The organism is Paramesorhizobium salinisoli, from assembly GCF_003335045.1.
GTDB classification, from domain to species: domain Bacteria; phylum Pseudomonadota; class Alphaproteobacteria; order Rhizobiales; family Rhizobiaceae; genus Paramesorhizobium; species Paramesorhizobium salinisoli.
The window spans coordinates 693,418-718,939 of sequence record NZ_QOZG01000001.1 but is presented as its reverse complement, the minus strand read 5'-3'; the positions used below and the strand labels follow the sequence as shown (position 1 = coordinate 718,939).

Annotated in this window: 24 protein-coding genes and 1 pseudogene; 8 read left to right on the top strand and 17 right to left on the bottom strand. The window is 63.7% G+C overall.

What is annotated here, in order from left to right; genetic code table 11:
- Together DUT91_RS03400 and DUT91_RS03395 are read right to left on the bottom strand one after the other, a co-directional pair.
- Positions 1 to 774, bottom strand: a complete 774-nt coding sequence (locus DUT91_RS03400) for a sulfite exporter TauE/SafE family protein (protein WP_245419508.1) — start codon at positions 772 to 774, stop codon at positions 1 to 3.
- Positions 775 to 788: 14 nt separating this feature from the next.
- A complete protein-coding gene (locus DUT91_RS03395) occupies positions 789 to 2,162 on the bottom strand; it encodes a chloride channel protein (RefSeq protein ID WP_114438910.1) in 1,374 nt (457 codons plus the stop codon).
- A gap of 191 nt (positions 2,163 to 2,353) precedes the next feature.
- Here DUT91_RS03395 and guaB point away from each other — a divergent pair, with 191 nt between their 5' ends.
- Both guaB and DUT91_RS03385 read left to right on the top strand, forming a co-directional pair.
- Positions 2,354 to 3,847 (top strand): IMP dehydrogenase, encoded by a 1,494-nt coding sequence (guaB, locus tag DUT91_RS03390; protein ID WP_114438909.1) that lies wholly within the window; start codon positions 2,354 to 2,356, stop codon positions 3,845 to 3,847.
- Positions 3,848 to 3,881: 34 nt separating this feature from the next.
- Positions 3,882 to 4,298 (top strand): MAPEG family protein, encoded by a 417-nt coding sequence (locus DUT91_RS03385; RefSeq protein WP_114438908.1) that lies wholly within the window; start codon positions 3,882 to 3,884, stop codon positions 4,296 to 4,298.
- A gap of 9 nt (positions 4,299 to 4,307) precedes the next feature.
- On the opposite strand, the pseudogene DUT91_RS03380 reads toward DUT91_RS03385, so the two are convergent.
- Positions 4,308 to 5,256: pseudogene (locus DUT91_RS03380) on the bottom strand (hydrogen peroxide-inducible genes activator); the annotation flags it as partial.
- 159 nt (positions 5,257 to 5,415) lie between these two features.
- On the opposite strand from DUT91_RS03380, the gene katA reads away from it, so the two are divergent.
- From katA to DUT91_RS03350, 6 genes are all read left to right on the top strand, one after another.
- Entirely contained in the window at positions 5,416 to 6,912 is a 1,497-nt protein-coding gene (gene katA, locus DUT91_RS03375; RefSeq protein ID WP_114438906.1) for a catalase KatA, read from the top strand.
- 107 nt (positions 6,913 to 7,019) lie between these two features.
- The gene (locus DUT91_RS03370) at positions 7,020 to 8,309 is read left to right on the top strand and encodes an RsmB/NOP family class I SAM-dependent RNA methyltransferase (RefSeq protein WP_114438905.1); all 1,290 of its coding nucleotides are present in this window, start codon (positions 7,020 to 7,022) and stop codon (positions 8,307 to 8,309) included.
- 131 nt (positions 8,310 to 8,440) lie between these two features.
- Positions 8,441 to 8,896 (top strand): PaaI family thioesterase, encoded by a 456-nt coding sequence (locus DUT91_RS03365; protein ID WP_114438904.1) that lies wholly within the window; start codon positions 8,441 to 8,443, stop codon positions 8,894 to 8,896.
- Positions 8,893 to 9,543: a 5'-methylthioadenosine/S-adenosylhomocysteine nucleosidase gene (locus DUT91_RS03360; protein WP_114438903.1), complete on the top strand. Its 651-nt coding sequence runs from the start codon at positions 8,893 to 8,895 to the stop codon at positions 9,541 to 9,543. The genes DUT91_RS03365 and DUT91_RS03360 overlap by 4 nt, the downstream gene beginning before the upstream one ends.
- 126 nt (positions 9,544 to 9,669) lie before the next feature.
- The gene (gene guaA, locus DUT91_RS03355) at positions 9,670 to 11,232 is read left to right on the top strand and encodes a glutamine-hydrolyzing GMP synthase (RefSeq protein WP_114439033.1); all 1,563 of its coding nucleotides are present in this window, start codon (positions 9,670 to 9,672) and stop codon (positions 11,230 to 11,232) included.
- A 318-nt stretch (positions 11,233 to 11,550) separates the two neighbouring features.
- On the top strand, positions 11,551 to 12,807 hold the full coding sequence (locus DUT91_RS03350; protein WP_114438902.1) for a tyrosine-type recombinase/integrase: 1,257 nt from the start codon (positions 11,551 to 11,553) through the stop codon (positions 12,805 to 12,807).
- On the opposite strand, the gene DUT91_RS03345 is transcribed toward DUT91_RS03350, so the two are convergent.
- The 14 genes from DUT91_RS03345 to DUT91_RS03280 all read right to left on the bottom strand — a co-directional run bounded on the left by DUT91_RS03345 (position 12,797) and on the right by DUT91_RS03280 (position 25,405).
- On the bottom strand, positions 12,797 to 13,069 hold the full coding sequence (locus tag DUT91_RS03345) for a helix-turn-helix transcriptional regulator (protein WP_114439032.1): 273 nt from the start codon (positions 13,067 to 13,069) through the stop codon (positions 12,797 to 12,799). The genes DUT91_RS03350 and DUT91_RS03345 overlap by 11 nt on opposite strands.
- A 273-nt stretch (positions 13,070 to 13,342) precedes the next feature.
- Positions 13,343 to 13,558: a DUF2274 domain-containing protein gene (locus DUT91_RS03340; RefSeq protein WP_114438901.1), complete on the bottom strand. Its 216-nt coding sequence runs from the start codon at positions 13,556 to 13,558 to the stop codon at positions 13,343 to 13,345.
- Positions 13,559 to 13,560: 2 nt separating this feature from the next.
- Entirely contained in the window at positions 13,561 to 14,706 is a 1,146-nt protein-coding gene (locus DUT91_RS03335) for a TraB/TrbI/VirB10 family type IV secretion system protein (protein WP_114438900.1), read from the bottom strand.
- Positions 14,703 to 15,662, bottom strand: coding sequence for a P-type conjugative transfer protein TrbG (trbG, locus tag DUT91_RS03330; RefSeq protein ID WP_114438899.1), 960 nt, complete (start codon positions 15,660 to 15,662; stop codon positions 14,703 to 14,705). The genes DUT91_RS03335 and trbG overlap by 4 nt, the downstream gene beginning before the upstream one ends.
- Positions 15,659 to 16,348: a conjugal transfer protein TrbF gene (gene trbF / locus DUT91_RS03325; protein WP_114438898.1), complete on the bottom strand. Its 690-nt coding sequence runs from the start codon at positions 16,346 to 16,348 to the stop codon at positions 15,659 to 15,661. Before trbF ends, trbG begins: the two co-directional genes overlap by 4 nt.
- On the bottom strand, positions 16,345 to 17,697 hold the full coding sequence (trbL, locus tag DUT91_RS03320; RefSeq protein ID WP_114438897.1) for a P-type conjugative transfer protein TrbL: 1,353 nt from the start codon (positions 17,695 to 17,697) through the stop codon (positions 16,345 to 16,347). The genes trbF and trbL overlap by 4 nt, the downstream gene beginning before the upstream one ends.
- Before the next feature lie 3 nt (positions 17,698 to 17,700).
- Positions 17,701 to 17,988, bottom strand: coding sequence for a putative entry exclusion protein TrbK-alt (gene trbK-alt, locus DUT91_RS03315; RefSeq protein ID WP_114438896.1), 288 nt, complete (start codon positions 17,986 to 17,988; stop codon positions 17,701 to 17,703).
- 10 nt (positions 17,989 to 17,998) lie between these two features.
- Entirely contained in the window at positions 17,999 to 18,766 is a 768-nt protein-coding gene (gene trbJ / locus DUT91_RS03310) for a P-type conjugative transfer protein TrbJ (protein ID WP_114438895.1), read from the bottom strand.
- Between the two features lie 11 nt (positions 18,767 to 18,777).
- Positions 18,778 to 21,207, bottom strand: coding sequence for a conjugal transfer protein TrbE (trbE, locus tag DUT91_RS03305; RefSeq protein WP_114438894.1), 2,430 nt, complete (start codon positions 21,205 to 21,207; stop codon positions 18,778 to 18,780).
- An 11-nt stretch (positions 21,208 to 21,218) separates the two neighbouring features.
- The gene (locus DUT91_RS03300) at positions 21,219 to 21,497 is read right to left on the bottom strand and encodes a VirB3 family type IV secretion system protein (RefSeq protein WP_114438893.1); all 279 of its coding nucleotides are present in this window, start codon (positions 21,495 to 21,497) and stop codon (positions 21,219 to 21,221) included.
- Positions 21,497 to 21,829: a TrbC/VirB2 family type IV secretion system protein gene (locus tag DUT91_RS03295; RefSeq protein WP_114438892.1), complete on the bottom strand. Its 333-nt coding sequence runs from the start codon at positions 21,827 to 21,829 to the stop codon at positions 21,497 to 21,499. Before DUT91_RS03295 ends, DUT91_RS03300 begins: the two co-directional genes overlap by 1 nt.
- The gene (trbB, locus tag DUT91_RS03290) at positions 21,826 to 22,809 is read right to left on the bottom strand and encodes a P-type conjugative transfer ATPase TrbB (protein WP_114438891.1); all 984 of its coding nucleotides are present in this window, start codon (positions 22,807 to 22,809) and stop codon (positions 21,826 to 21,828) included. The genes DUT91_RS03295 and trbB overlap by 4 nt, the downstream gene beginning before the upstream one ends.
- A gap of 141 nt (positions 22,810 to 22,950) precedes the next feature.
- The gene (locus DUT91_RS03285; RefSeq protein ID WP_114438890.1) at positions 22,951 to 23,415 is read right to left on the bottom strand and encodes a ribbon-helix-helix domain-containing protein; all 465 of its coding nucleotides are present in this window, start codon (positions 23,413 to 23,415) and stop codon (positions 22,951 to 22,953) included.
- A 10-nt stretch (positions 23,416 to 23,425) separates the two neighbouring features.
- Positions 23,426 to 25,405, bottom strand: a complete 1,980-nt coding sequence (locus DUT91_RS03280; RefSeq protein WP_114438889.1) for a conjugal transfer protein TraG — start codon at positions 25,403 to 25,405, stop codon at positions 23,426 to 23,428.
- Between the last annotated feature and the right edge of the window lie 117 nt (positions 25,406 to 25,522).

Sequence of the window (25,522 nt, the reverse complement as noted above, 5' to 3'; positions counted from 1 at the left end):
CTATCTCAGGAATGGATCGAGCAGGGGCAGGCTGATCAGGGCCGCCGCGCCGATCATCCAGTAGCATATGCGGCGAAAGAGCCGATCGCTGGCCTGGCCGAACAGCAACGATCCAAGATAAAGCCCAAGCGCATAACTCGGGCCGACGACAAGGGCAAAGGCGGCGAGCGATGCCACGAAAAGCCCGCCGATAACATAGCTTATTGTGCTGATCACCGTGGAAATGGCGAAATAGAGCACAATATTCGCGCGCACGATGCCAACGGGCATCGTGCCGCCAAGCCAATAGGCGATGACGGGCGGACCACCGATCTGGGCAGTGCCGCTGAAGAAACCGGCCAGGCTGCCCACGCAGATCGTCAGCAATGGCGAGGGCTGGTTGTGGTAGCGCCACCCCGATACGAGCAGCGCTAGGAAAAGGACGACCGTCACGACGATACCCCAGCGCACTGCGAGGGGATCGATCATGGCGAGAGCTGCAACACCCAAGGGGACGCCGATCAACGCACCGATAGACATCGTCAGGACTTCATGCCGGTTTGCCTGCCTGATGGCATTCGGGATCATGCCTAAAGCTCCGACGCCATCGATGATCAAAAGCAGCGGCGCAGCGAGTTTCGGACCGACAACGGAACTCGCCAGAGGCACGAAAATGAGGGCTCCTCCGAAACCGGAAAAGCCTCGGGCAAGCCCGGCAATGAATGCCGACGCCAGCAGGAACGAGAGCTGCGTATCCGAATAGGGTGCAAAGGCAATCCTGAAAAAGTCAGGCATATTGGAGAAGGCGGTCATTTCTCCGGAGGCGACTCGACACTATCCGGATCGCTCCCCGCTCTTTCCCTCGCCCTCCTCAGCCGTAACGCATCGGCGAGATAGACCCGAGACAGGCCATGATAGAGGGGTTCGTGGGAAATGAGCCGCGCAGCGCCATAACCGATCATCGAGGCGCACATCAGCGGGATGACGTTGTTGTGGTTGCCGGTCATTTCGAGAATGATGACGAAGGCGGTCATCGGCGCTTGTACCACGCCGGCAAAATAGCCCGCCATGCCGAGCACGGCGGCGAGGCTGGCGTTGGCACCAAAGAGGAGGCCGAGCGAGCTACCCAATCCGGCGCCGACCGCCAGCGATGGCGCAAAGATTCCACCGGGAATGCCCGATATCGTCGAAAGCACCCCGGCCAGGAATTTGCCTACAAAAAACAGCGGCGCCAGCGGCGTGCCCTCGATGGCGCTTCTGGCCTGATCGTAGCCGGTGCCGAAAGTCTCTCCACCCGAGAGGACGCCGATCAGCGCGACGGCAAGGCCGCAGAAGCCCGCGATCATCAGTGTGCGGCCAAGCGGCCAAGGCTGGATGAATCGTCTGATGCGGCGCGATGCCTGCAGCACGACCGCGCTGAAGATGGCGCCCGCCAGCCCTCCGACGGCGCCGCAGACAAGCACCAGCAGCCAATCCTCGCCGCCGGACGCCGTCACGCTCGTGGTGCCGAAATACGTATAGTTGCCGACCAGGCCGAGTGAGGCTATGCCGGCGAGAATGACGGCGGAGACCACCAGTCCGTTGGTTCGGGCGGCATAGGAGCGGCCCATCTCCTCGATAGCGAAGACGATACCGGCAAGCGGCGCGTTGAACGCCGCCGCAATGCCCGCCGCCGAGCCTGCTAGGATCAGCCCGCGCGCCTGCTCCATGCCGCCGATTTTTGCCGACAGGAGCATGATGGATGCGCCAACCTGCACGGTCGGCCCCTCGCGTCCGATCGACGCACCGGAAAAAAGTCCAACGATCGTGAGGAATATCTTGCCGAACGCCATGCGCAGCGACAGGAGGCCTTCGCGGTCCTCGTCATCCGTCAGATGGCGCGCGGCGATGGCTTGCGGAATGCCGCTGCCCTCGGAATTCGGAAAATATTTCCGAGCCATCCAGGCGCAGAAGACAAAGCCCAGAGGCGTGATAAGGATCGGGAGCCATTCGAGCCCGCCGCCCCCTCCAATAATACCTTCGAAAAGCTTTTGCGCCAGATCCGCGACATAGGCGAAAGCCACGCTGATGATGCCGATCGCCAGCGCGCCCGCCCAGAACACGAGACGGGGCTTCCACAGCCGTGGCGTCCAGAGGACATGAGAGCGTCTGAGAACGCGAACACGTTTATAAGCGGGATGCACGGTAGATTCCCTTTGTTGCTGTTTTCAGCTGTAGCATGGATGGGTGAATGGAATGAAAACGGGATATCTTGTCTTCGTCTCTTCCCATTTCGCCATAAGCGTGTTACCAGCCCGTGCCAATTCAAACGAAGCATCAAAGAGTCGTCGCCCCGACAAGGGAGCGGCGTTTTCTTCATTTAGAGGAATTGGCCATGGCACGTATCATTGAATCGCCCACCGGACTTCTGGCGCTCACTTTCGATGATGTGCTGCTTCAGCCGGGCCACTCCGAAGTCATGCCGGGTCAGGCCGATATCCGTACCAGGATCGCCGCCGACATCGAACTGAACCTGCCGCTGCTTTCCGCTGCCATGGACACGGTGACGGAATCGCGGCTTGCCATCGCCATGGCGCAGGCCGGCGGCATCGGCGTGATCCACCGCAATCTCTCTCCGCAGCTCCAGGCTGAGGAAGTGCGCCAGGTCAAGAAGTTCGAATCCGGCATGGTGGTCAATCCCGTGACCATTGGCCCCGATGCGACGCTGGCCGAGGCGCAGGCGCTGATGCGGGCGCATCGCATTTCCGGCATTCCGGTCGTCGAGGGCAGCACCAATCGCCCGGGTCGCCTCGTCGGCATCCTGACCAACCGCGATGTGCGTTTTGCTTCCGATCCCAGCCAGAAGATCCACGAGCTGATGACCCGCGAGAACCTGATCACGGTTCGCGAGAATGTCGAGCAGGGGGAGGCCAAGCGTCTCCTGCACCAGCACCGCATCGAGAAGCTTCTGGTCGTCGACGATGAGGGACGCTGCGTCGGCCTTATCACCGTCAAGGACATCGAGAAATCGCAATTGAACCCGAACGCCGCCAAGGATGCCCAGGGGCGCCTGCGCGTCGCGGCAGCGTCCAGCGTCGGCGATGACGGCTTCGAGCGCGCAGAGCGGCTGATCGACGCCGGCGTGGACGTTCTCGTCATCGACACCGCGCATGGTCATTCGCAGCGCGTGCTCGATGCGGTGACCCGTGCCAAGAAGCTGTCGAATGCGGTGCGCATCATCGCCGGCAACGTGGCAACGGCTGAGGGCACCCAGGCCCTGATCGACGCGGGCGCGGACGCTGTCAAGGTCGGCATAGGCCCCGGCTCGATCTGCACCACACGCATCGTCGCAGGCGTTGGCGTTCCGCAATTGTCGGCCATCATGTCGGCGGTCGAGGCCGCACATAAATCGGATATTCCGGTCATTGCCGATGGTGGCATCAAGTTTTCGGGCGATTTTGCCAAGGCGCTGGCGGCGGGTGCCTCCGCCGCCATGGCCGGCTCGCTCCTTGCCGGCACCGAGGAAAGCCCAGGCGAGGTCTATCTGCATCAGGGCCGCTCGTTCAAGGCCTATCGCGGCATGGGTTCGGTCGGCGCGATGGCGCGCGGCTCGGCTGATCGCTATTTCCAGGCGGAAGTGCGCGACGAGCTGAAGCTCGTGCCTGAAGGCATCGAGGGGCAGGTGGCATTCAAGGGACCGGTCTCCGGCGTGCTGCATCAGCTTGCGGGCGGCCTGCGGGCGTCGATGGGCTATGTCGGCGCGAAGAATTTGCAGGAATTCCGCGACAAGGCGACCTTCGTCCGCATCACCAATGCGGGCCTGCGCGAAAGCCATACGCATGACGTAACGATCACGCGTGAGAGCCCCAACTATCCCGGCAATATGTGATTGATCTGATTGAAACTTCCTGGAAGGGGACAGCATGTCGCAGACCGCCATTTTTTGGCCGATGATCGCCCAGACCGCACTGATCTTCGTTATTTATCTCCTCTGTTCCGTCCGCCGCGTCGACGCCGTCAGGAGCGGCGCCACGCGGGCAGGGGACTACAAGCTGCCCTTCGTGGAACCGGTGCCGAGCGCCACGGCGATCCGCAACTTGGCGAACCAGTTCGAACTGCCGGTGCTCTTCTATGTGGTCTGCCTCTCGCTTTATGTGCTGAACGGCGCCACATTCGTCGCTCTTCTCCTGGCTTGGGCTTTCGTCATCAGCCGCGCCCTGCACGCCGCCGTGCACGTCACCTCGAATGATTTGAGGCTGCGCCGCCCGTTGTTCATTGTAGGATTTGTCATCATCGTGCTGTTGTGGATCTGGCTGGCGATCTGGCTCTTGCGGCTCTAACGGAGGCTTAAGCCACGAGGGCGAGGCTTTATTTTCGCAATTCCGCCAGTTCCTCTTGTCCCAGCCTGAGCGTTGCCGCGCTTTCCGCGATACATTGCGCCAGCGTGCGAAAATCATCCTGGCGTTCGCTCTGCCTGCGCCAGATGAGGCCGATTTCGCGCCGGGGTTCGGTGCCTGCAAAGGGAATGATGCGCATCTTCATGTGACCGGCTTCGGCGCGCACCGCGATTTCCGGGATCAATGTCAGCCCCATGCCGTGGCTGACCATCTGCAGAAGCGTCGCCATGCTGGTTGCACCGTAATTGACCAGTTGCCGCTGCTTCGTCGCCGAGCAGACGGCGAGCGCCTGGTCCCGCAGGCAATGGCCTTCCTCCAGCAACAGAAGGCGCTCCACCGCGACATTGTCCTGCGTCATCGGAGAGGAGAGGACATCGTTGTCGTTCGCTGAAGTGGCGATCAGGAAACGGTCGTGGAATACCGGCTCAACCGTCAGCATGTCGTCTTCTATCGGCAGGGCCGCCACGATGGCGTCTAGTTCGCCTATGCGCAGATTCTCGATCAGCTTCGATGTGACCGCTTCCTTCAGCTCCATCTTCAGCACGGGATAGTGTTCGCGCAGTTTGGGGATCAGCACCGGCACGAGATATGGGGCAATGGTCGGAATTATGCCGAGCCTCATGCGCGCCTGCAGCACGCCGCGTTTCTGCGCGGCGATCTCCTCGAGCGAGCGGATTTCCCGCAATATGCTGCGGATGCGCGGCAGAAGCCGTTGCCCCATTTCGCTTAAAACCACCGATCTCTGCGTTCTCTCGAACAATTGAGCGCCAATGGTCTTCTCCATTTCGGCGATCTGCGCGGAAAGGGCAGGCTGGGAAACATGCGCCATCTCCGCTGCCTTGCGAAAATGCAGCGTGGTTGCCAACGCATCGAAATAGCGCATTTGTCGGACAGTAAACATGATAGGAAAATCTTATCAAAGCACACAAGAAATGCAATTGGAAATTATAATTAGAAAAGTTCCATATTCGCGACACAGGGCCGTGGCAGACAAGACCGGCCATGTTTCCCAAGGCCAGAGCTACAAGGTCTGAATCAGAAGAGATGGAGGATAATTCCTATGGCTGATCGCCCGACATTGACCACGACCGCCGGAGCGCCGGTTTCTGACAACCAGAATTCGCTGACCGCAGGCGAGCGCGGTCCGGTCCTGCTGCAGGATTATCATCTCATCGAGAAATTGGCGCATCAGAACCGCGAGCGCATCCCCGAGCGCGTTGTCCACGCCAAGGGCTGGGGCGCCTACGGCACGCTGAAGATCACCGGTGACATCTCGAAATATACCAGCGCCAAGGCGTTGCAGCCGGGTGCGGAGACGCCGCTGATCCTGCGTTTCTCGACGGTTGCCGGTGAGATGGGCGCCGCGGATGCCGAGCGCGACGTGCGCGGTTTTGCCATCAAGTTCTATACCGAAGAGGGCAATTGGGATCTGGTCGGTAACAATACGCCTGTTTTCTTCGTCCGCGATCCGCTGAAATTCCCCGATTTCATCCATACGCAGAAGCGTCATCCCAAGACCAATCTGCGCTCGGCGACCGCAATGTGGGATTTCTGGTCGCTCTCGCCGGAAAGCCTGCATCAGGTGACGATCCTGATGTCGGACCGTGGTCTGCCGGTCGCGCCGATGTTCATGAACGGCTATGGTTCGCACACTTATTCCTTCTGGAACGATCAGGGCGAGCGCTTCTGGGTGAAATTCCATTTCAAGACATTGCAGGGCCATAAGCATTATACCAATGCCGAAGCCGAGAACGTCATCGGCAAGACGCGCGAAAGCTATCAGGAAGAGCTTTTCGGCGCGATCGAGAAGGGCGAGTTCCCGAAGTGGAAGGTTCAGGTGCAGATCATGCCCGAGCTTGACGCCGACAAGACGCCGTACAATCCGTTCGATCTCACCAAGGTCTGGCCGCATGGCGACTATCCGCCGATCGACATTGGTGTCATGGAATTGAACCGCAATCCGGAAAATTATTTCGCCGAGATCGAGCAGGTGGCCATGTCGCCGTCGAATGTGGTCCCCGGCATCGGCCATTCGCCCGACAAGATGCTGCAGGCGCGCGTCTTCTCCTATGCCGACGCGCATCGCTATCGTCTCGGCACGCATTATGAGGCGCTACCGGTCAACGCGCCGCGCTGCCCGGTCCACCATTATCACAAGGACGGGCAGATGAATTTCATTGGCCAGAAGACCGGCAATCCCGACGCGTATTACGAGCCAAACTCGTTCTCGGGCGCCGGAGAAAAGCCGTCCGTCAAAGAGCCGCCGCTCAGACTTTCCGGCGACGCGGATCGCTACAATCATCGTCTCAACAATGACGACTATTCCCAGCCGCGCGCCCTTTTTAACCTGTTCGATGTGGGGCAGAAGGCGCGCCTTTTCGCCAATATCGCCGCCGCGATGAACGGGGTGCCGGGCCAGATCATCGAGCGCCAGCTTGCCCATTTCAGGCTGGTTCACCCGGATTACGAGGCTGGTATTCGTGCGGCCCTGAAGGACGCCCATGGCTATGAGGCAACCGCCATTTCCAACGAGGAAAAGGCCGACGCCGCCGAATAAGCACCTCTTATAAAGCCTATGATGGAAGCCGGGGCGCAAACCCCCGGCTTTCTTTTATGCGCGGGGGAGGGTATGCGGATCAGCAAAGGACATCAAAAGGAAATGACATGCGGCTAGGCGGACGCCTTCAGGCGGCGATTGAAGTATTGGACGATATCGAAACGCGCAAACGCCCTGCATCCGACGCGCTGAAGGATTGGGGCCTGTCGCATCGCTTTGCCGGGGCGGGCGACCGTGCGGTCATCGGCAATATCGTCTATGACGCGCTTCGCCGTAAGCTCTCCATCGCCTGGCGCATGGACAGCGGGAACGCCCACGACATCGCTTATGGTGCGTTGCTTTCCGATGCGGAAATGAGCGCTGAAAGTATCGCAGCGGAACTCGTTGACGACAAATTTGCGCCTGCGCCGCTCGATGAGACACGTCTTGCTGCATGGGAAAGCCGCGACCTGGCCGACGCTCCCAGCTATATCCGCGCCGATGTGCCGGAATGGTGCGCCTCGCAACTGGAAGCGCTTTTCGGCGATGATTGGGTGCGCGAAGGCGCGGCCCTTGCCGCCCGCCCGCCGGTGGACCTGCGGGTCAATACGTTGAAAGCGAACCGGGCGAAGGTGCTGAAGGAACTGGTGCGCGCAGGCGCGGGCGAAGCGCCGCTTCTCGCCGGAGCCGTCCGCGTTCCGCCGCTGCGCGCGCTCGGCCGCCATCCGAATGTCCAGGCCGAACCGGCTTTCCAGAAGGGCTGGTTCGAGGTCCAGGACCTGGGCTCGCAGATCGCCGCTCTCGTCACGGCCGCGCAGCCGGGCCTTCAGGTGCTGGATTATTGTGCCGGCGCCGGCGGCAAGACGTTGGCGCTTGCGGCGGTGATGGAAAACCGCGGGCAGATCCACGCCTTCGACGCGGAAAAACCAAGGCTTGCTCCGATCTTCGACCGGCTGAAGCGCGCCGGCGTGCGCAACACGCAGGTTCACGCCAATCCGGAGGATCTGGTCCAGTTCGAAGGCCAGATGGATATCGTTCTCACCGATGCGCCCTGCACGGGTTCCGGCACATGGCGCAGGCGCCCCGATGCGAAATGGCGCCTGTCGCCACAGCAGCTCGAACGGCGCGAGATGGAACAGCGCGAAGTGCTCAACGGCGCGAAACGCTATGTGAAGCCGGGCGGGTGCCTAGTCTACGTCACCTGTTCGCTGTTCGCGTCCGAAAACAATCTCCAGGTCGAAGAGTTCCTGCGCGAAAATCCGGATTATTCCGGTGTCGATGCAAAACCGCTCTGGCATGCCGCCGTTCCGGATGCGGGCGACGTTCTCCCCATCTTCCCCTCACATGGCATGGTGCTTTCGCCCGAGCGGACCTCGACCGATGGCTTCTACATCAGTGTTCTCCAGCGTAACGCCTGATATTGCGATGCAAGAAACTGGCGCTATGCTGCTGAAGTGGTCCGGCAGCGCCGCTGTCGCCATGGTGGAATGCCGGCGTGACGAGCCTTCCGTCTGAAGAGTGAAAACGCCGAATTTCCATAGGAGAAGACATGCCACAGGCGCGCATAGCAGAGCCGGATTTTCGCGAGCGGGTTGAGGAGAGCTTCGCGCGCCAGGCGGCGATGAAGCTGATCGGCGCCGATCTGACGCTGTGCGAGCCGGGTATCGTCGAGATCGAGCTGCCGTTTCGCGACGATCTGACCCAGCAGCACAATTTCCTCCATGCCGGCATCATTTCCGCGGCGCTCGATGCGGCCTGCGGCTATGCGGCCTTTTCACTGATGCCGCAGGGCGCCGCCGTCCTGACCATCGAGTTCAAGGTCAACCTGCTGGCGCCTGGCAAGGGCGACCGGTTCCTGTTCCGTGGCGAGGTGACGAAGCCCGGCCGCACCATCATGGTAAGCGATGGCCAGGCTTTCTCCGTCGCCGACACCGAGGCCAAGCTCATCGCCACCATGACGGCCACGCTGATGGTCGTGCAGGACCGTAAGGGTCTGCAGGGATGATCGCGGCCCCAATCACGCCCTTGACGCCGATCGGGGGCAAGAAAATTCTCTTCGTCATGGCCGTCGAGGCTGAATATGGCCCGCATCTGCGCCAGATATTCCAACCGCTGATGACTGGTGTCGGCCCGGTCGAAGCTGCCGTGGCGCTTTCCGCCGCCTTGGCATCGGCGGCCGCTTCCGGTCATTTGCCGGATCTCGTCGTCTCGCTCGGCTCAGCCGGCTCGCGCCGTTTGGAGCAGGCGGAAGTCTATCAGGCGACGAGCGTGGCCTATCGCGACATCGATGCCTCGCCTCTCGGCTTCGAGAAGGGGAAGACGCCGTTTCTCGATCTGCCTGCTACCGTGCCGTTGCCCCATCGCATCCCCGACATCCGGGAAGCGTCGCTATCAACCGGTGGCAACATCGTTTCCGGCGCGGCCTATGACGGCATCGCCGCCGATATGGTCGACATGGAAACCTTTGCCGTCCTGCGCGCCTGCCAGCGCTTCGGCTTACCATTGATCGGCCTCCGCGGCATTTCGGACGGCGCCGCCGACCTTCACCACATCGACGACTGGACGGAATATCTCCACATCATCGATGAAAGGCTGGTGCTCGCCGTCGGGAAACTGGAAGCGGCGCTGGCGGCCGGTGCACTGAAACTGTGAAATATCCCGCGACTGGCACGGGATATTCACAAGCTCCTGACCCACATTGTCAGGAAGTCGAACCTGTTTGCGGGCTGCGGCGTATAAGCCGTTGCATTGAGCGGGCTTTTTCTCTAGATGCTCCGCATGAGCACCACAGCACACCCCGACACCGTCCTCATCATCGATTTTGGCAGCCAGGTCACGCAGCTTATCGCGCGCCGTGTTCGCGAGGCTGGCGTCTATTCCGAGATCGTTCCTTTCCAATCCGCCGAGGAAGCTTTCCACCGCGTCAAGCCGAAGGCGGTGATCCTGTCCGGCGGTCCGGCCTCCACGACCGAGATTGGCAGCCCGCGCGCGCCGCAGGTCGTCTTTGAGGCCGGCATCCCGGTACTCGGCATCTGCTATGGCGAGCAGACCATGTGCGCACAGCTTGGCGGCAAGGTGGAGGCGGGGCACCATCGCGAGTTCGGCCGGGCTTTCCTTGAAATCGAGGCCGACAGTGCGCTCTTCGAAGGTGTGTGGGCCAAGGGAACGCGTCATCAGGTCTGGATGAGCCATGGCGACCGCGTCACGGCGTTGCCTGATGGGTTCCGCATCATCGGCACGTCGAACGGCGCGCCGTTCGCGGCCATCGCCGACGAGAAACGCAAATTCTACGCCGTCCAGTTCCACCCGGAAGTGGTGCATACCCCAGACGGCGCTAAGCTTCTCCAGAATTTCGTCCACGAGATCGCCGGCATCAAGGGCGACTGGACGATGGCTGCCTATAAGGAACAGGCGATAGAGGCTATCCGCAGGCAGGTCGGCAAGGGACGGGTCATTTGCGGGCTTTCCGGCGGCGTGGATTCCTCCGTTGCCGCCGTCCTGATCCATGAGGCGGTCGGCGACCAGCTCACCTGCATTTTTGTCGACCACGGCCTGATGCGCAAGAACGAGGCGGCGGAGGTCGTCGCCATGTTCCGCGAGCATTACAACATTCCGCTGGTCCATGTGGACGCCGCCGATCTTTTCATCGGCGCGCTGGAGGGCGAGAGCGACCCGGAGACCAAGCGCAAGACCATTGGCCGGCTGTTCATCGAGGTGTTCGAGGCGGAGGCCAAGAAGATCGGCGGTGCGGATTTCCTGGCGCAAGGCACGCTCTATCCTGACGTTATCGAGTCCGTTTCCTTCACCGGTGGACCCTCGGTGACGATCAAGTCGCATCACAATGTCGGCGGCCTTCCCGAACGCATGAACATGAAGCTGGTCGAGCCGCTGCGCGAGCTGTTCAAGGACGAGGTGCGGGTGCTCGGCAAGGAACTGGGCCTGCCTGAACATTTCATCGGTCGTCACCCGTTCCCCGGACCGGGCCTTGCCATCCGCTGTCCCGGCGGTATCACCCGCGAGAAGCTCGACATCCTGCGCGAGGCCGACGCGATCTATCTCGACGAGATCCGCAAGGCGGGCCTCTACGACGCGATCTGGCAGGCCTTTGCCGTGCTTTTGCCCGTACAGACCGTCGGCGTCATGGGCGATGGTCGTACCTATGAATTCGTCTGCGCCCTGCGCGCGGTGACCTCGGTAGACGGCATGACCGCGGATTTCTATCATTACGACATGGAATTCCTCGGCCGCGCCGCCACGCGGATCATCAACGAAGTAAAAGGTATCAACCGCGTCGTCTATGACGTGACCAGCAAACCGCCCGGCACGATCGAGTGGGAATAATTCGCGCCTACCCAAACGCCGCCGATAACCGCCGATTACCCTCCATAACATACTGAAAATAAACAAATTCCTTTCCGCCGTCTTTCGCCGTCAATCGCTGGGCAAGCCTCGCGATCGACGGCGGAGCTGACGGTATGGGGCGTCTTGTGACATCGCAGATTTGCATATACCGTCATGGCTTAGAGAGCTTTTGACGGTATTTTTTTGACTTTATTCCATTGAGAATAAAGGATAATTCGCCGTCAAGATTGGTCGATTTTGGCCTGACGGTATTTTTAGGGGCTCTCTGGCGTTTTTTGAACGATCCAGGAGGGTCCGATGCTTACCGATGCAGCAATCAAGGCACTGAAACCAAAGGATAAATTATACAAGGTCTCTGACCGTGACGGTATGTATGTCGTCGTGAACCCGTCGGGCGCCGTCGTATTCCGCTATGACTACCGTATGCACGGTCGACGCGAGACCTTAACCCTCGGCCGATACGGGCCGGCGGGCCTCTCTCTGGCCCGGGCGCGGGAGAAGCTGATCGACGCGCAACGCTCGATTCAGGAGGGGCGGTCGCCCGCCCAGGAGAAGCAGCGCGAGAAGCGCCGCATCAAGGAAGCAAAGAGCTTCGGCGAGTTTGGCGAACGCTGGCTGCAAGAGCACCGGATGGCCGAAAGCACCCGCGCGATGCGTCGCTCGATCTACGAGCGCGACATCCTGCCGACGTTCCGCAATCGGCTGCTGACGGAAATCACGCCCGAAGATCTCCGGGCGATGTGCGACAAGGTGAAGAAGCGGGGAGCGCCGGCCACGGCGGTCCACGTCCGTGACATCGTGAAGCTGATCTTCGCCTTCGCGAAGCTGCACGGGGAGAAAGTGCCGAACCCCGCCGAGGAGGTCGGGCCGGCGTCGATCGCGACGTTCGTTCCCAAGGACCGCTCGCTCTCGCCTGCCGAAATTCGGGTGATGCTCGGCCAGCTAGAGCATGTGGCGACGCTGCCGACCATCCGGCTCGGCTTGAAGCTGATCTTGCTCACGATGGTCCGCAAGAGCGAGTTGCAGGACGCGGTGTGGGATGAGGTCGACTTCGAGAATGCGGTGTGGTCGATCCCGAAGGAGCGGATGAAGCGTTCCAAGCCGCACAACGTCTATCTGTGCGAACAGTCGTTGGACATCCTCGTCGCGCTCAAGACCTGTGCGGGCAATTCGCGCTACCTGCTGCCCTCGCGCTACGACGCGGATGCGCCGATGTCGCGCGCGACCTTCAACCGCGTCACCACGGCGGTCGTCGTGCAAGCCAAGAAGGCGGGCCTGCCGCTGGAGCCGTTCACCGTGCATGATCTTCGCCGCACGGGCTCGACGCTCCTCAACGAGCTGGGCTTCAACAGCGACTGGATCGAGAAGTGCCTGGCGCACGAGGACGGGCGTTCTTCGCGCGGTGTCTATAACAAGGCCGAGTATGAGCACCAGCGCCGCCACATGATGCAGGAATGGGGCAATCTGATCGACGCATGGGTTGGCGGCCAGAAATGCACCCCGACGCTCTATCCGGCCTCCATGGACCTTCTGGCCTCGGAGCCTAGCCTTTGACCGGACGGGTCTTCCTGAGCGTGACGTCGGGTGCCGGCGCACGCTTGGCCGTCTTCGCCTTGGAGGCTCGGCGGCGCTCTTCAAGCCAAGCCTCCACTTCGCTGAGATCCCACACGACGGTTCGAGAGGTCAGGTAGAAACGCTGCGGAAACTCGCCGCGCTGCTCCATGTCGTAGATGGTCGTGTCGGCCAGGGGAACGATCTCGCGAAGCTGGTGCCTGCGGATGGTGCGTTTGCTGAGAGAGACCGGTGTCTGGCTCATCGTCCAGCCCCTTCGTCTGCGATTCCGCCATTCCATGTGTTCATGCCAGACCTCCTTCAATGTGGCCGGGTCAGCGACTTGGCGGCATTCCCGACGTCTGGCGAACCATGGCGAAGGATTGGGCGCCGGTAGCGTGCCGTATTCGCGTTCGCTCGCGCACGGCACCCCAACCAACCGGGTTCGCATGATGTGTGCGGTGATTATGCTGGTGAGAGCGGAATCGGGGCGGCGGAGCATAACGGCATCGCCGGTACGACCCCCGCCGGCATGGGCTCAGCCCGTGGTGCGCCGGCCCTTAGCGAAGCCGCGATCGGTCGAGATGAAGCGTTCGAGCATTGGCACGATCAGCTTGGCGGGCTCGATGGGTGCGCCGCCCTCGGCGAGCAGGCGGCCGTAGTCTGTAAGATCGCGATGGAGCGCCGCTGGCAGCTCCACCGTCACCTTCACAGGTTTGTCGTCGGCGATGGGGCCGAGTTTCAGCTTGGCCATGGTCAACTCCTGTAGGGTTCGAGCACCAAATCCTTGGTGACGATGACGCGGACTGGGAAGCCGGGCCGGATGGTGAGGGTCGGCGCGACCTGCAACTGGCGCTGGACGATCTGCTGACCGGCCTGATTGACCGTATCCTGCGCGCCGTCACGGATGGCGCGGATCAGGCGGTCGTTGTCGTCAGTGGCGAGTTCCGCGCCGACGCCGAGCAGCGTCGAGAGTGCGGCGGCCTTGGCGAGATCCCACCAGTGATAATCGACGCCATCCTCAAGACCGGCATAGCCTTGCGGGTCCGCGCCCGGCTGGCGCTCGAAAACGATGGAGCGGCCGTTCGGCATGATGAGACGGTTCCAGACGAGCAGCACGCGGCGCTGGCCGAACTGCACGGCGTTGTCGTACTGGCCGATTAGCCGCGTGCCCTGCGGCACGAGCAGGATGCCGCCGGTCGGGCTATCGTAGATGTTCTCCGTGACCTGCGCGGTGATCTGGCCGGGAAGGTCGGAACGGATGCCGGTGATGAGCGCGGCCGATATGACAGCGCCGGCCTGAAGCACGAAGGGCGATGCCGGCGGCGTGACGCGATCGGGCGTCACGGTGCGCCGGTCGGCGGCCGCGTTGAGGAACGCAAGCTGCCGATCCTGGGCGGTCGGTTGCCCTGCCGCGCCGCTGCCGGGGTCAAATCCCGCAAGGCCGGGCGTGGCTCCCGGCGTCGCGGCGGCCGTCGAGCCCTGCCGCGACTGGAAGAACACGGTGCTGAGGCGCGCGGCTTCCTCCTCGGCGCGGCGGCGCTGTTCGGCCTCGTCGACGCCCGGCGTCGCAACGACAGGCGGCACGATAGGTTGACCGGCATTTTGCGCGGACAGGATCGGGCCGCCGAGATCGCCGGGCAGCGCCGGTCCGAGGACGGGGCCGGTATAGTCGCGCGGCAGGCCGGCAAGACCGTCAGCGGTCTGCCGGTTGGAAGTGGAATAGAGTTCTTCCCCGCCATCGCCGCCCGTGCGCGTCTGGAGCGCGTAGATCAGCGCTCCGCCAATCCCGACCAGGGCGACAGTCGCCACGCTGGCGAGCATCTTGCGCGATAGGCGCGTGACGCGGGGCGCTTCGGCGCGAAGGCGCATAGGAGCGGCATTGGATTCGGCTTCGGTCATGACTGCGGCCTCCCGTCGGTGCGGACGATCCTGACGGTCTGCTGGCGGTCGCCGCTGCCAAGGCGCAGCTCGGCCGCGCCGAACAGGCGATCGACGATCAGGATGTGTTGATAGATGCGGGTATTGGCGATCTGTGCCTCGCCCTCGGGGCCGATGACGAAGATCGGCGGCATTTCGCCCTGCACGATGCCGCGCGGAAACTCGACATAGACGCGGCGGCCGTCGTCATAGACGGCGACCGGCTTCCAGGCTGGATTGCTGCCGCCGGTCAGGCCATAGCGGTAGTTGCGCGCGGCGACGGCCGGAATGACCGGCGTTGCCGGGACGGCTTGACGCCCGCCGCCTGCGGGCTGCGGATAGGCCCAGGCGACCGCGGGCATATAAGGCTTCTCGCCGGAGCGCAGCTCGACCATGTAAGTGCGCCTGTCGGTGGTGATGATGAGATTGGTCGTGATGTCGGCGCGCGACGGCTTCACCAGCACATGCACGCGGCGCATCACGCCCGATCCGCTCTCGGTGTCGCCGATAATCCAGCGGGCCGTATCGCCCGCTGCGATCGGGCCTGCGCCGGTCAGGCTCTCGCCCGGTTCGAGCGCGATGTTCGTGATCTGCCCCGGTGCGGCATAAACCTGGTAGAGCGCGCCCTCCGACCACGGATAGACCTGAATGGCGTTGAAGTAGCCCTCGCGGCGCGGCTGCACGCGGGCGGCGGCATTGGCGTTCTCGACGCGGCCGGTCGCCGTGCTGGCGGTCTGGCCGCCACGCGCGACCGTCCAGGCCGGAGGGACATGAATCGGCTTCAGACGCTCGTCCGTCACGGCGGCGGGAATAGCCGGCAGCGGCGGGACGCTGTTGTCGTAGCTGATCTGCGGCGGGCGGTTGGTGGCGCAGCCGGCCAGCATGGTTGCGGACAGCAACAGAGCCGGAATGGTGGAGGTGCGAAGGACTGGGCTCATTGGCTCAGCTCCCGAGACCAGTTAATGGCGTTGACATAGATGCCGAGCGGATTGGCTTTCAGGCGTTCGGCGTCTCGGGGCGGCTGGAGGGCGATGGTCAAGATCGCCGTCCACCGCTCCGTCGTCGCGAGCTTGCCATCCTCATAACGGCGCTCGGTCCAGGCGACGCGGAAGCTGTCGGCCGAAGCGCGAATGACGCTGGAGACCTCAACGGCTATCTGCTGCTTGCCGACCTTGGTGAAGGGGTCGTTGGTGCGGGCGTAGTCGTTGAGCGCGCCCGCGCCGCGATCGGTCGTCCATTCATAGGCGCGAAGCCAGTTCTGGCGGACGATGATCGGATCGGCGGGGATGCTCCTGACCTGCTCGACGAAGCGGGCGAGATGCCACGCGATCTGCGGATCGGTCGGGCGATAGTCGGCGGTGGCCGGCGCGACGGTCTGGGCCTGGCCGAGCTTGTCGACCTGCACCACCCAGGGCACAACAGTTCCCTGTACCGACTGCCAGACGAGTGCGGCGGCAAAGCCTGCGGAGAGCACCAGCGAGCCGAAGGCCATGTATCGCCAGTTCTTCGCCTGCACGCGGGTGGAGCCTATGCGCTCGTCCCAAACCTGTGCGGCCTTCTGGTATGGGGTCTCGGGTTGCGGGGTTTTGCCGTAATGCGTGGCGGGTCGTCGAAACAGGTTCATGAGCGGTCACTTTCGGAAAGGTTGACGGATGAGCCGGAGCCGTGGCTGTCGCCGGAGCGGACGGCGTGGGTCGTGGTCTGGACGCCGTGCGAGAGGCGCTGCGAGCGCTGCATTCGCTTCGCCCAATCGGGCTGGTCCTTGGTATGGGTGGCGGAAGCGGCGTCGGCTGCGGCATCGGCGGAACCGCCGACCGTCCCCATGGTCGAAGAGCCGCCCGTGACGCCGAAGCCGCTCTTCACGCCATCCGAAAAGCTGGACTTGACGCTGGCCGCTGCACGGCGCAGCGGCGACATGGCGGCGGAGCCTGCCGCGCGTCCGACGCCGCCCATGCCGGATGCGGCACCTGCCGCACCGTACTGGCCGAGCGAACCAAGGCTGAAGGCGGCGGATGCCGCGCCCGCTGCGGTCGCTCCGCCACGCACGGCGGCAGTGCCGGTGGAAAGCGCGGCTGCACCGCCCTTGGCGGCAAGACCGGCAGCGCCAGCACCAGCCAAGACCATGCCGCCGACGGCAAGACCCGTGCCGACCGCTGAGCCCGCGCCGAGTTGCGGCCCGCCGGAGACGAGGCCGGAAGCGATGCCGGGGCCGAAGATTCCGAGACCGAGAAGCGAGAGAGCGGCGAGCACGACCGCCATGGCGTCGTCGATGCTCGGGGTCACACCCCCGAAGCCTTGGGTGAACTGGCTGAACAGGGTCGAGCCGATGCCGATGATGACGGCCAGCACCAAGACCTTGATGCCGGACGACACCACGTTGCCCAGGACCTTCTCGGCCATGAAGGCGCTTTTGCCCCAAAGCCCGAAGGGGATGAGGACAAAGCCGGCGAGTGTCGCCAGCTTGAACTCGATCAGGGTGACGAAGAGCTGGATCGCCAGAATGAAGAAGGCGAGGATCACCAGCGCCCAGGCGAAGAGCAGGCACGCGATCTGGATGAAGTTCTCGAAGAAGGCGACCCAACCCATCAGGTCGGAGATGGATTCGAGCAGCGGCCGGGCGGCATCGAGGCCGGTCTGTGCGACCTTGCCGGGACGCATCAGGTCGGCGGCCGAGAAGCTGGTGCCCGACGCCTTTAGGCCGAGGCCGGCAAAGCTGTCGAAGACGATCTTTGCGAGGTTATTCCAGTTGGAAATCAGGTAGGCAAAGGCCCCGACGAACAGGGTCTTCTTGACGAGGCGCGCAATGATGTCGTCATCGGCCCCCCAGGACCAGAACAGCGCGGCCAGCGTCACGTCGATGACGATAAGCGTGGTCGCGATGAAGGCGACCTCGCCCGACAACAGGCCGAAGCCGCTATCGATATAGCGGGTGAAGACCCCAAGGAAATTGTCGATGACGCCAGCGCCGCCCATGGATCAATTCCCCTCGATCTGGAGGGGCGAGGACGGCGCGGGCGTGCGGCCGAGAAAGCGGTCGCGCGTTTCCGCCCAGACCCGCATGCAATCGCCATCCTCGGCAGCTTTCTGGCCGAGTCGCTGGCAACGGCGCTGGCCTTCGCGCAGCGGATCGGAAGCGGGTTGGTGAAGGCGCGCCAGCGAAGATGCCGGCGCGTCCTCCTTGCGGGTCAGCTCGATCACCGTCGCCGTGATGGCGACGGCGACGAAGACGATTGCGCCGAGGCGGGCCAGTATCTTGCCGTCCATGGTCGCGCCCTCAGTTGCCGCGGTTGAACATCTGGGCGTTGCCGGGCTGGTAGCCCGAGCCCGGCGTCAGGAAGCGGCGGCGCTGTTCGCGGCCCTGTTCGGCCGCGGCGGCTCGCTCGGCTTCGCTCAGCGCGCCGGCGCGGCCGTTGGCGGCAAGAAGCGCGACCAGATCGGAAAGCTGCTGCGACTGGAGGGCGAGAAGCTGGTTGCCAGCCTGCGCCGCCTGCAATGCGCCGGTCGCGCCCTGGCTCTGGCCGATCAGCGCCGACATCTGCGCGCGGTTGCTGTCGATATTGCCGACAGCACCGGCCTGAACGCGCATAGCGTCCTGCAACCCGCCGACCGTATTCTGCCAGCGCGAGCGCGCATTGGCGACGAGCTGCTGGTCGGTGGCCGACATCGAGACATTGCCGTACTGGCTCTGGAACGCCTCATCGATCTTCTGGACGTCGAAGGCGATGTTCCGCGCCTGCCCGAGAAGCTGCTGGGTCTTCTGGACGTTCTGTTGCAGCGTCTGGAGGGCAGAAAACGGCAGGCTGGCGAGGTTCTTCGCCTGATTGATGAGCATCTGCGCTTCGTTCTGAAGCGAGGTGATCTGATGGGTGATCTGCTCCAGCGTGCGCGCGGCCGTCAGGACGTTTTGCGCGTAGTTCGTCGGGTCATAGACGATACGGCCGAAGCCGAAGGCGTGCGCCGGCTGCGTCGCCAGCATGGGCGAAACGGCGAGCATGGTTGCGGCCAGGACGGCGGCGCGCGTGCGGAAAGTACGGGTCTTCATGGCAGGGTCTCCTATTCTGCTTGGGGGAAGTTCGGGATGAGATCGGCCGCCCATCCGGCGTCGCGGGCACGCAGCCACGCGGCGAGGAAACCGTCGCGGCCGTGCTCGGCGACGAGGTTCGCAATCAGCGTCTGGTCGGATTTGGAGGATGCGGCGCAAAGCGCGAGGCCGACTTCGCTGAGGCCCACCTCGAACAGGCGGTTGCCGCGCCGCGACTGGCAGTAATAGTCGCGCTTGGGCGTGGCCCGCGCGAGGATCTCGATCTGCCGGTCGTTCAATCCAAAACGACGATAGATCGCAGTGATCTGCGGCTCGATCGCGCGTTCGTTCGGCAGTAATAGCCGGGTCGGGCAGCTCTCGATGATGGCCGGCGCGATGCTCGAATTGTCGATGTCGCTGAGCGACTGCGTGGCGAAAATGACCGATGCGTTTTTCTTGCGCAGCGTCTTCAGCCACTCCCTGAGCTGGCCGGCGAAACCCTCGTCGTCCAGCGCCAGCCAGCCCTCGTCGATGATGAGCATGGTCGGACGGCCGTCGAGCCGGTCGCCGATGCGATGGAACAGATAGGCGAGCACGGCGGGCGCCGCGCCGGTGCCGACCAGCCCCTCAATCTCGAACGCCTGCACGGCGGCGGAACCCAGATGTTCGGTCTCCGCGTCGAGCAGCCGGCCATAGGCCCCACCGACGCAATAGGGCCGGAGCGCCTGCTTGATGTCGTTGGACTGGAGCAGGACGGCGAGTCCGGTGATGGTGCGTTCCTCGACAGGCGCGGATGCGAGCGAGGTCAGCGCCGTCCAGATATGCTCCTTCACTTCGGGCGTGATCTGGATCGCTTCGCGGGTCAGGATCGCGACGATCCAGTCGGCCGCCCAGGCGCGTTCATAGGTGTCGTGGATGCGGGCGAGCGGCTGAAGAGAGACGGAGAACTCGGCCCCTTCGGTCAACCCACCGCCGAGATCGTGCCAGTCGCCGCCCATGGCAAGCGCAGCCGCACGGATGCTGCCACCGAAATCGAACGCGAAAACCTGCGAGCGGTCGTAGCGACGGAACTGCAAGGCCATGAGGGCGAGCAGCACGGATTTGCCCGCGCCGGTCGGGCCGACGACCAGCGTGTGGCCCACGTCCCCGACATGCAAAGACAACCGGAACGGGGTCGAGCCTTCGGTCTTGCCGTAAAGCAAGGGGGGCGCACCGAAATGCTCGTCCCGTTCCGGCCCCGCCCACACGGCAGAGAGGGGGATCATGTGGGCGAGATTGAGCGTCGAGATGGGCGGCTGGCGGACATTGGCGTAGGCATGTCCGGGCAATGAGCCGAGCCAGGCATCGACGGCATTGACGGTTTCGATCATGGCCGTGAAGTCGCGGCCCTGGATGACCTTCTCGACGAGGCGCAGCTTCTCGTCGGCAAGACGCGGATCGGCATCCCACACCGCGATCGTCGCGGTGACATAGGCCATGCCGGCGACATCCTGCCCAAGCTCCTGCAAGGCCATGTCGGCGTCGGCGGCCTTGTTGGCCGCGTCGGTGTCCACGAGGGCGGACGCCTCGTTGGTCATCACTTCCTTGAGGATCGCGGCGATGCTCTTGCGCTTGGCGAACCATTGCCGCCTGATCTTGGTCAGCAGCTTCGTCGCATCGGTCTTGTCGAGCAGGATCGCTCGCGTGCTCCACCGATACGGAAAGGCCAGCCGATTGAGATCGTCCAGCAGACCGGGCGTCGTCGCGGTCGGAAAGCCGATCACGGTGAGGATGCGCAGATGCTCGCCGCCGAGGCGCGGTTCGAGCCCGCCGGTCAGCGGCTGGTCAGCCAAAAGAGCGTCGAGATAGACCGGCGTTTCCGGCACGCGGACGCGGTGGCGCTTGGTCGAGATAGTCGAATGCAGATAGGTCAGCGTCTCGACGTCATCCAGCCACTGGCATTCGGGCATGAAGCCGTCGAGCAGAGCCAGCACGCGATCGGTGCGGTCCATGAAGGTGCGCAGTATCTCGTGCGGATCGACGCCGGTTCGCTCACGGCCCTCGTAGAGCCAGGTCTCGGCGCGGGCGGCTTCCTCGGCAGGCGGGAGGAACAGGAAGGTCAGGTAGTAGCCGGAGACGAAGTGAACGCCTTCTTCCTCGAAATCGGCCTTGCGTTCGGCATCGACCAGGCCGGAAGCGGCGTCTGGGAAGATGTCGTTCGGATAGGTCGCGGCCTGATGGCGCTGCGCCTCGACGAAAATGCTCCAGCCGGAGCCGAGACGACGGAAGGCGTTGTTGATGCGCCCGGCGACCGCGACGAGTTCGGCCGCGACCGCGCTATCGAGATCGGGACCACGAAAACTCGCGGTGCGCTGGAACGAACCATCCTTGTTCAAGACGACGCCGGGGCCGACCAGTGCGGCCCATGGCAGGAAATCGGCAAGGCGGCTGGCGCTGCGGCGATATTCGGCGAGGTTCATCATATGCGCCTCCGTCAGACCGACAAATGACTTGGGATGCGCAGATGTCGGCGGCCGACTTCCACGAAGAGCGGATCGCGTTTCGTGGCCCAGACGGCGGCTAAATGGCCGATGGCCCAGATTGCGAGGCCGACCAGCCAGAGGCGCAGGCCGAGACCCACGGCCCCGGCCAGCGTCCCGTTGAGGATCGCGATGGAACGCGGCGCGCCGCCGAGCAGGATGTGCTCGGTCAGCGCGCGGTGGATCGGCACGGTGAATCCCGGCACGTCCAGTTGCTCGAAGGCGACCGCCATCAGACGAGCGCCCCGCCGCCGAACGAGAAGAACGACAGGAAGAACGAGCTGGCCGCGAAGGCGATCGACAGGCCGAAGACGATCTGGATCAGCTTACGGAAGCCGCCCGACGTGTCGCCGAAGGCGAGCGCGAGGCCCGTCGCGATGATAATGATGACCGCGACGATCTTGGCCACGGGGCCTTCGATCGACTGAAGGATTTTCTGGAGCGGCGCTTCCCACGGCATCGAGGAGCCAGAGGCATGGGCGGCAGGCGCCAGGACGAGGTTGACATAGGCGACGGCGGCGACGGTCGCGATGGTGCGAAGGACGCGCATGATGGTGCGAATCATGAAGGATCTCCTGTGCTAGTCGGGATGGCTTGGGTGATGCGGTAGTCCCCGTCCGGGCCGAGCCCTTCGACACGAGCGAGTTCGGCGAGCCGGCGCGCGGAGCCGCGGCCGGAGAGGACGGCCACGAGGTCAATCGTCTCGGCGATCAGGGCGCGCGGGACAGTGACGACGGCCTCTTGAATGAGCTGTTCGAGACGGCGCAGCGCGCCGATGCCGGTGCCGGCGTGGATCGTGCCGACGCCACCGGGATGGCCGGTGCCCCAGGCTTTGAGGAGGTCGAGCGCTTCGGAGCCGCGCACCTCGCCGATGGGGATGCGGTCAGGACGCAGGCGCAAGCTGGAGCGGACGAGATCGGAGAGCGAGGCGACGCCTTCCTTGGTCCGCATGGAAACGAGGTTGGGCGCGGCGCATTGAAGTTCGCGCGTGTCCTCGATGATGACGACGCGATCGGCCGTCTTCGCCACCTCGGCGAGCAGCGCATTGGTGAGCGTGGTCTTGCCGGTAGAGGTGCCGCCGGCGACGAGAATGTTGGCGCGGGCCGCGACGGCTTCGCGCAGGGTCGCGGCCTGATCGGCGGTCATGATGTCGGCGAGCACATAGTCCGCGAGGGTGAAGACGGCGACGGCGGGTTTGCGGATGGCGAAGGCGGGTGCTGCGACGACGGGAGGAAGCAGGCCCTCAAACCGCTCACCCGATTCTGGCAGTTCGGCCGAGACGCGCGGGCTTCGAGCGTGAACCTCGGCGCCGACATGATGGGCGACCAGGCGCACGATGCGTTCGCCGTCGGCGGGTGACAGGGTTTCGCCGGTGTCGGACAGCCCTTCGGACAGACGATCGATCCAGATGCGCCCATCAGGGTTCAGCATCACCTCGACGACGGCGGGATCTTCCAGAAAGCGCGCGATTGCCGAACCAAGCGCCGTGCGCAACATGCGCGCGCCGCGTTGGATCGCCTCCGGTTTCTGGTGAGAAGAAGTCATGCCGTCCCCAAAATTGAAGGGGAAGCAACAGACAGTTCCCCGATCGGGGATGATTAAAAGAGCCCGAAATCGAGCCTGTTCAACAAGTATCTAGCCCCATGCGGCGGTCGGCGGCTATCGGCGGCGAATAGGATGGGCCGGTTATTCCGGCGAGTCACCGTTCGTCTGTTGCGCGAGGTCTTCGCCGCCTGGCCGAACCGAGTCGAGATCGCGCGAAAGTTCTTTCAGGAACCTGTCGCCGGTCGCCAATCGCTTGCCGAGCGTCTGCATGAAGCGCTCGAACCGCTCCAGCCCCTTGGCACGGCCAGAGGCTTGCGCGGCGTCGGGTACGACCGGCGTGAAGGTCAGCCAATAGCGGACGAACAGCGAGACGGCCTCGCCGAGCACGGCGAGATCTTCGTCGAGCGTGTCGATCTGGCGGCCGAGCTTGTCGAGGCGGCGCGACATCGCCGCCTCCAGTTTCTCGGTCGTGTCGCCGGACAGGAACGACGCCACGGCAGCTTCGACGATGGCAGATTTCGAGATGTTCCGGCGCAACGCGAGCGCCTCGACCTGCTTGAGCAGCGCGGGGTCGAAATAGACATTCATGCGGGTACGGGTCGTCATGGCGCGGTCCTCAAAGCTCGATGCCGTCGCCGGGGTCCAAGGACGCCTGCCGCGCGACCATGCGCATCCGGGCGCGCATGGTGTTGGCCTTGGCGGCGTCCACATCGGGTTCGTCGTCCAGTAGCTCGAATTCCTGAGCCGGCGACGGCGGCGGCGCGACGATTTCCTCATGCTCGGGCAATTCCGGCTCGCGGCGGATGCCGGCATTGGCCGGGTCGCCGTCGTCGCCACTGGCAGCGCCCATGGGCGATCCTGCCGCCGGGACTATGCGGCCGGACCAGTCATCCGACGATGCGGGAGCCGCAGCCGTCGATAATGCCGGCGGCGTGATGATGCGCTCCTGCAAGCGCCCGTCCTCGAAATAGCGGGCCTTGGTGGCGCGGATCGGCGGCGTGCCCGCGACCATGACGATTTCCTCGGACGGCGGGAGCTGCATGATCTCGCCGGGGGTCAGCAGCGGCCGAGCCGTCTCCTGCCGCGAGACCATGAGATGGCCCAGCCAGGGCGCGAGTCGATGGCCGGCATAGTTGGTGGAATCGCGCAGCTCGGTCGCCGTGCCGAGCGCATCGGACACACGCTTGGCGGTGCGCTCGTCGTTGGTCGCGAAGCTCACGCGCACATGGCAGTTGTCGAGGATCGAATTGTTCTGGCCGTAGGCGCGCTCGATCTGGTTGAGGCTTTGCGCGATCAGGAAGCCCTTGATGCCATAGCCGGCCATGAAGGCGAGCGCCGATTCAAAGAAGTCGAGACGGCCGAGCGCTGGAAACTCGTCCAGCATGAGCAACAGCCGATGGCGTTTGCCGGAGGTGGTCAGCTCCTCGGTCAGCCGTCGCCCGATCTGGTTGAGGATCAGGCGGATGAGCGGCTTGGTTCGGTTGATGTCCGAAGGCGGCACGACAAGATAGAGGCTGACGGCCTTCTTGCCTCCGACGAGATCGGCGATGCGCCAGTTGCAGCGCGCCGTGACGCGCGCCACGACCGGATCGCGATAGAGGCCGAGAAAGCTCATGGCGGTCGAGAGCACGCCCGATCGCTCGTTGTCGGATTTGTTCAGCAGCTCGCGGGCCGACGACGCGATGACCGGATGAACGCCGGCTTCGCCCAGATGCGGCGTGTCCATCATTGCGCGCAAGGTCGCTTCCACCGGGCGGCGCGGATCGGACAGGAAGTTGGCGACGCCCGCCAGCGTCTTGTCCTTCTCGGCGTAGAGGACGTGCAGGATCGCGCCGACAAGGAGCGAATGGGAGGTTTTTTCCCAGTGGTTGCGCTTGTCGAGCGACCCTTCGGGATCGACCAGAATGTCGGCGATGTTCTGCACGTCGCGGACTTCCCATTCGCCCTGTCGCACCTCCAGCAAGGGATTGTAGGCCGACGACTGTGCGTTGGTCGGATCGAACAGCAGCACGCGGCCGTGCTTCGCCCGGAAGCCAGCCGTCAGCGTCCAGTTCTCGCCCTTGATGTCGTGGACGATGCAGCTTCCCGGCCAGGTCAGCAGCGTCGGCACGACAAGGCCGACGCCCTTGCCGGAGCGCGTCGGCGCGAAGCACAGAACATGCTCGGGACCGTCATGACGCAGAAAGTCGCGATCATATCGACCGAGCACGACGCCATCAGGACCGAGCAGGCCGGCGGAGCGGATTTCCTTGTCCTCGGCCCAGCGCGCCGAACCGTAGGTCGCGACGTTCCGGGCCTCGCGCGAGCGGATGATCGACATCATGATTGCCGCGACGATCGCGAGGAAGCCGCCCGACACGGCGATGATGCCGCCCTCGGTGAAGATCGCGGGCGCGTAAGCGTCGAACGAGAACCACCACCAGTAGAAAGCGGGCGGATAATAGATCGGCCATCCGGCCAGCTCGAACCACGGGCTTCCAAGCTGAGGCTGAAATCCCAGACGCCAGGCGGTCCATTGCGTCGCCGCCCAGGTCGTGACGAAAACGATGGTCAGGACGACGGCGATCTGACCCCAGAGGATTCGGCCTCCACGCATACAAGCTCCAATCGGCAAAAATATTGGAGCCGATCAGAGAATGGGGGTTTTCGGGAGTGGCAATAGGTAAAACCAGATTGGAGGGCTGCCGGATACCATCGGCGGCGATTAGGTTGG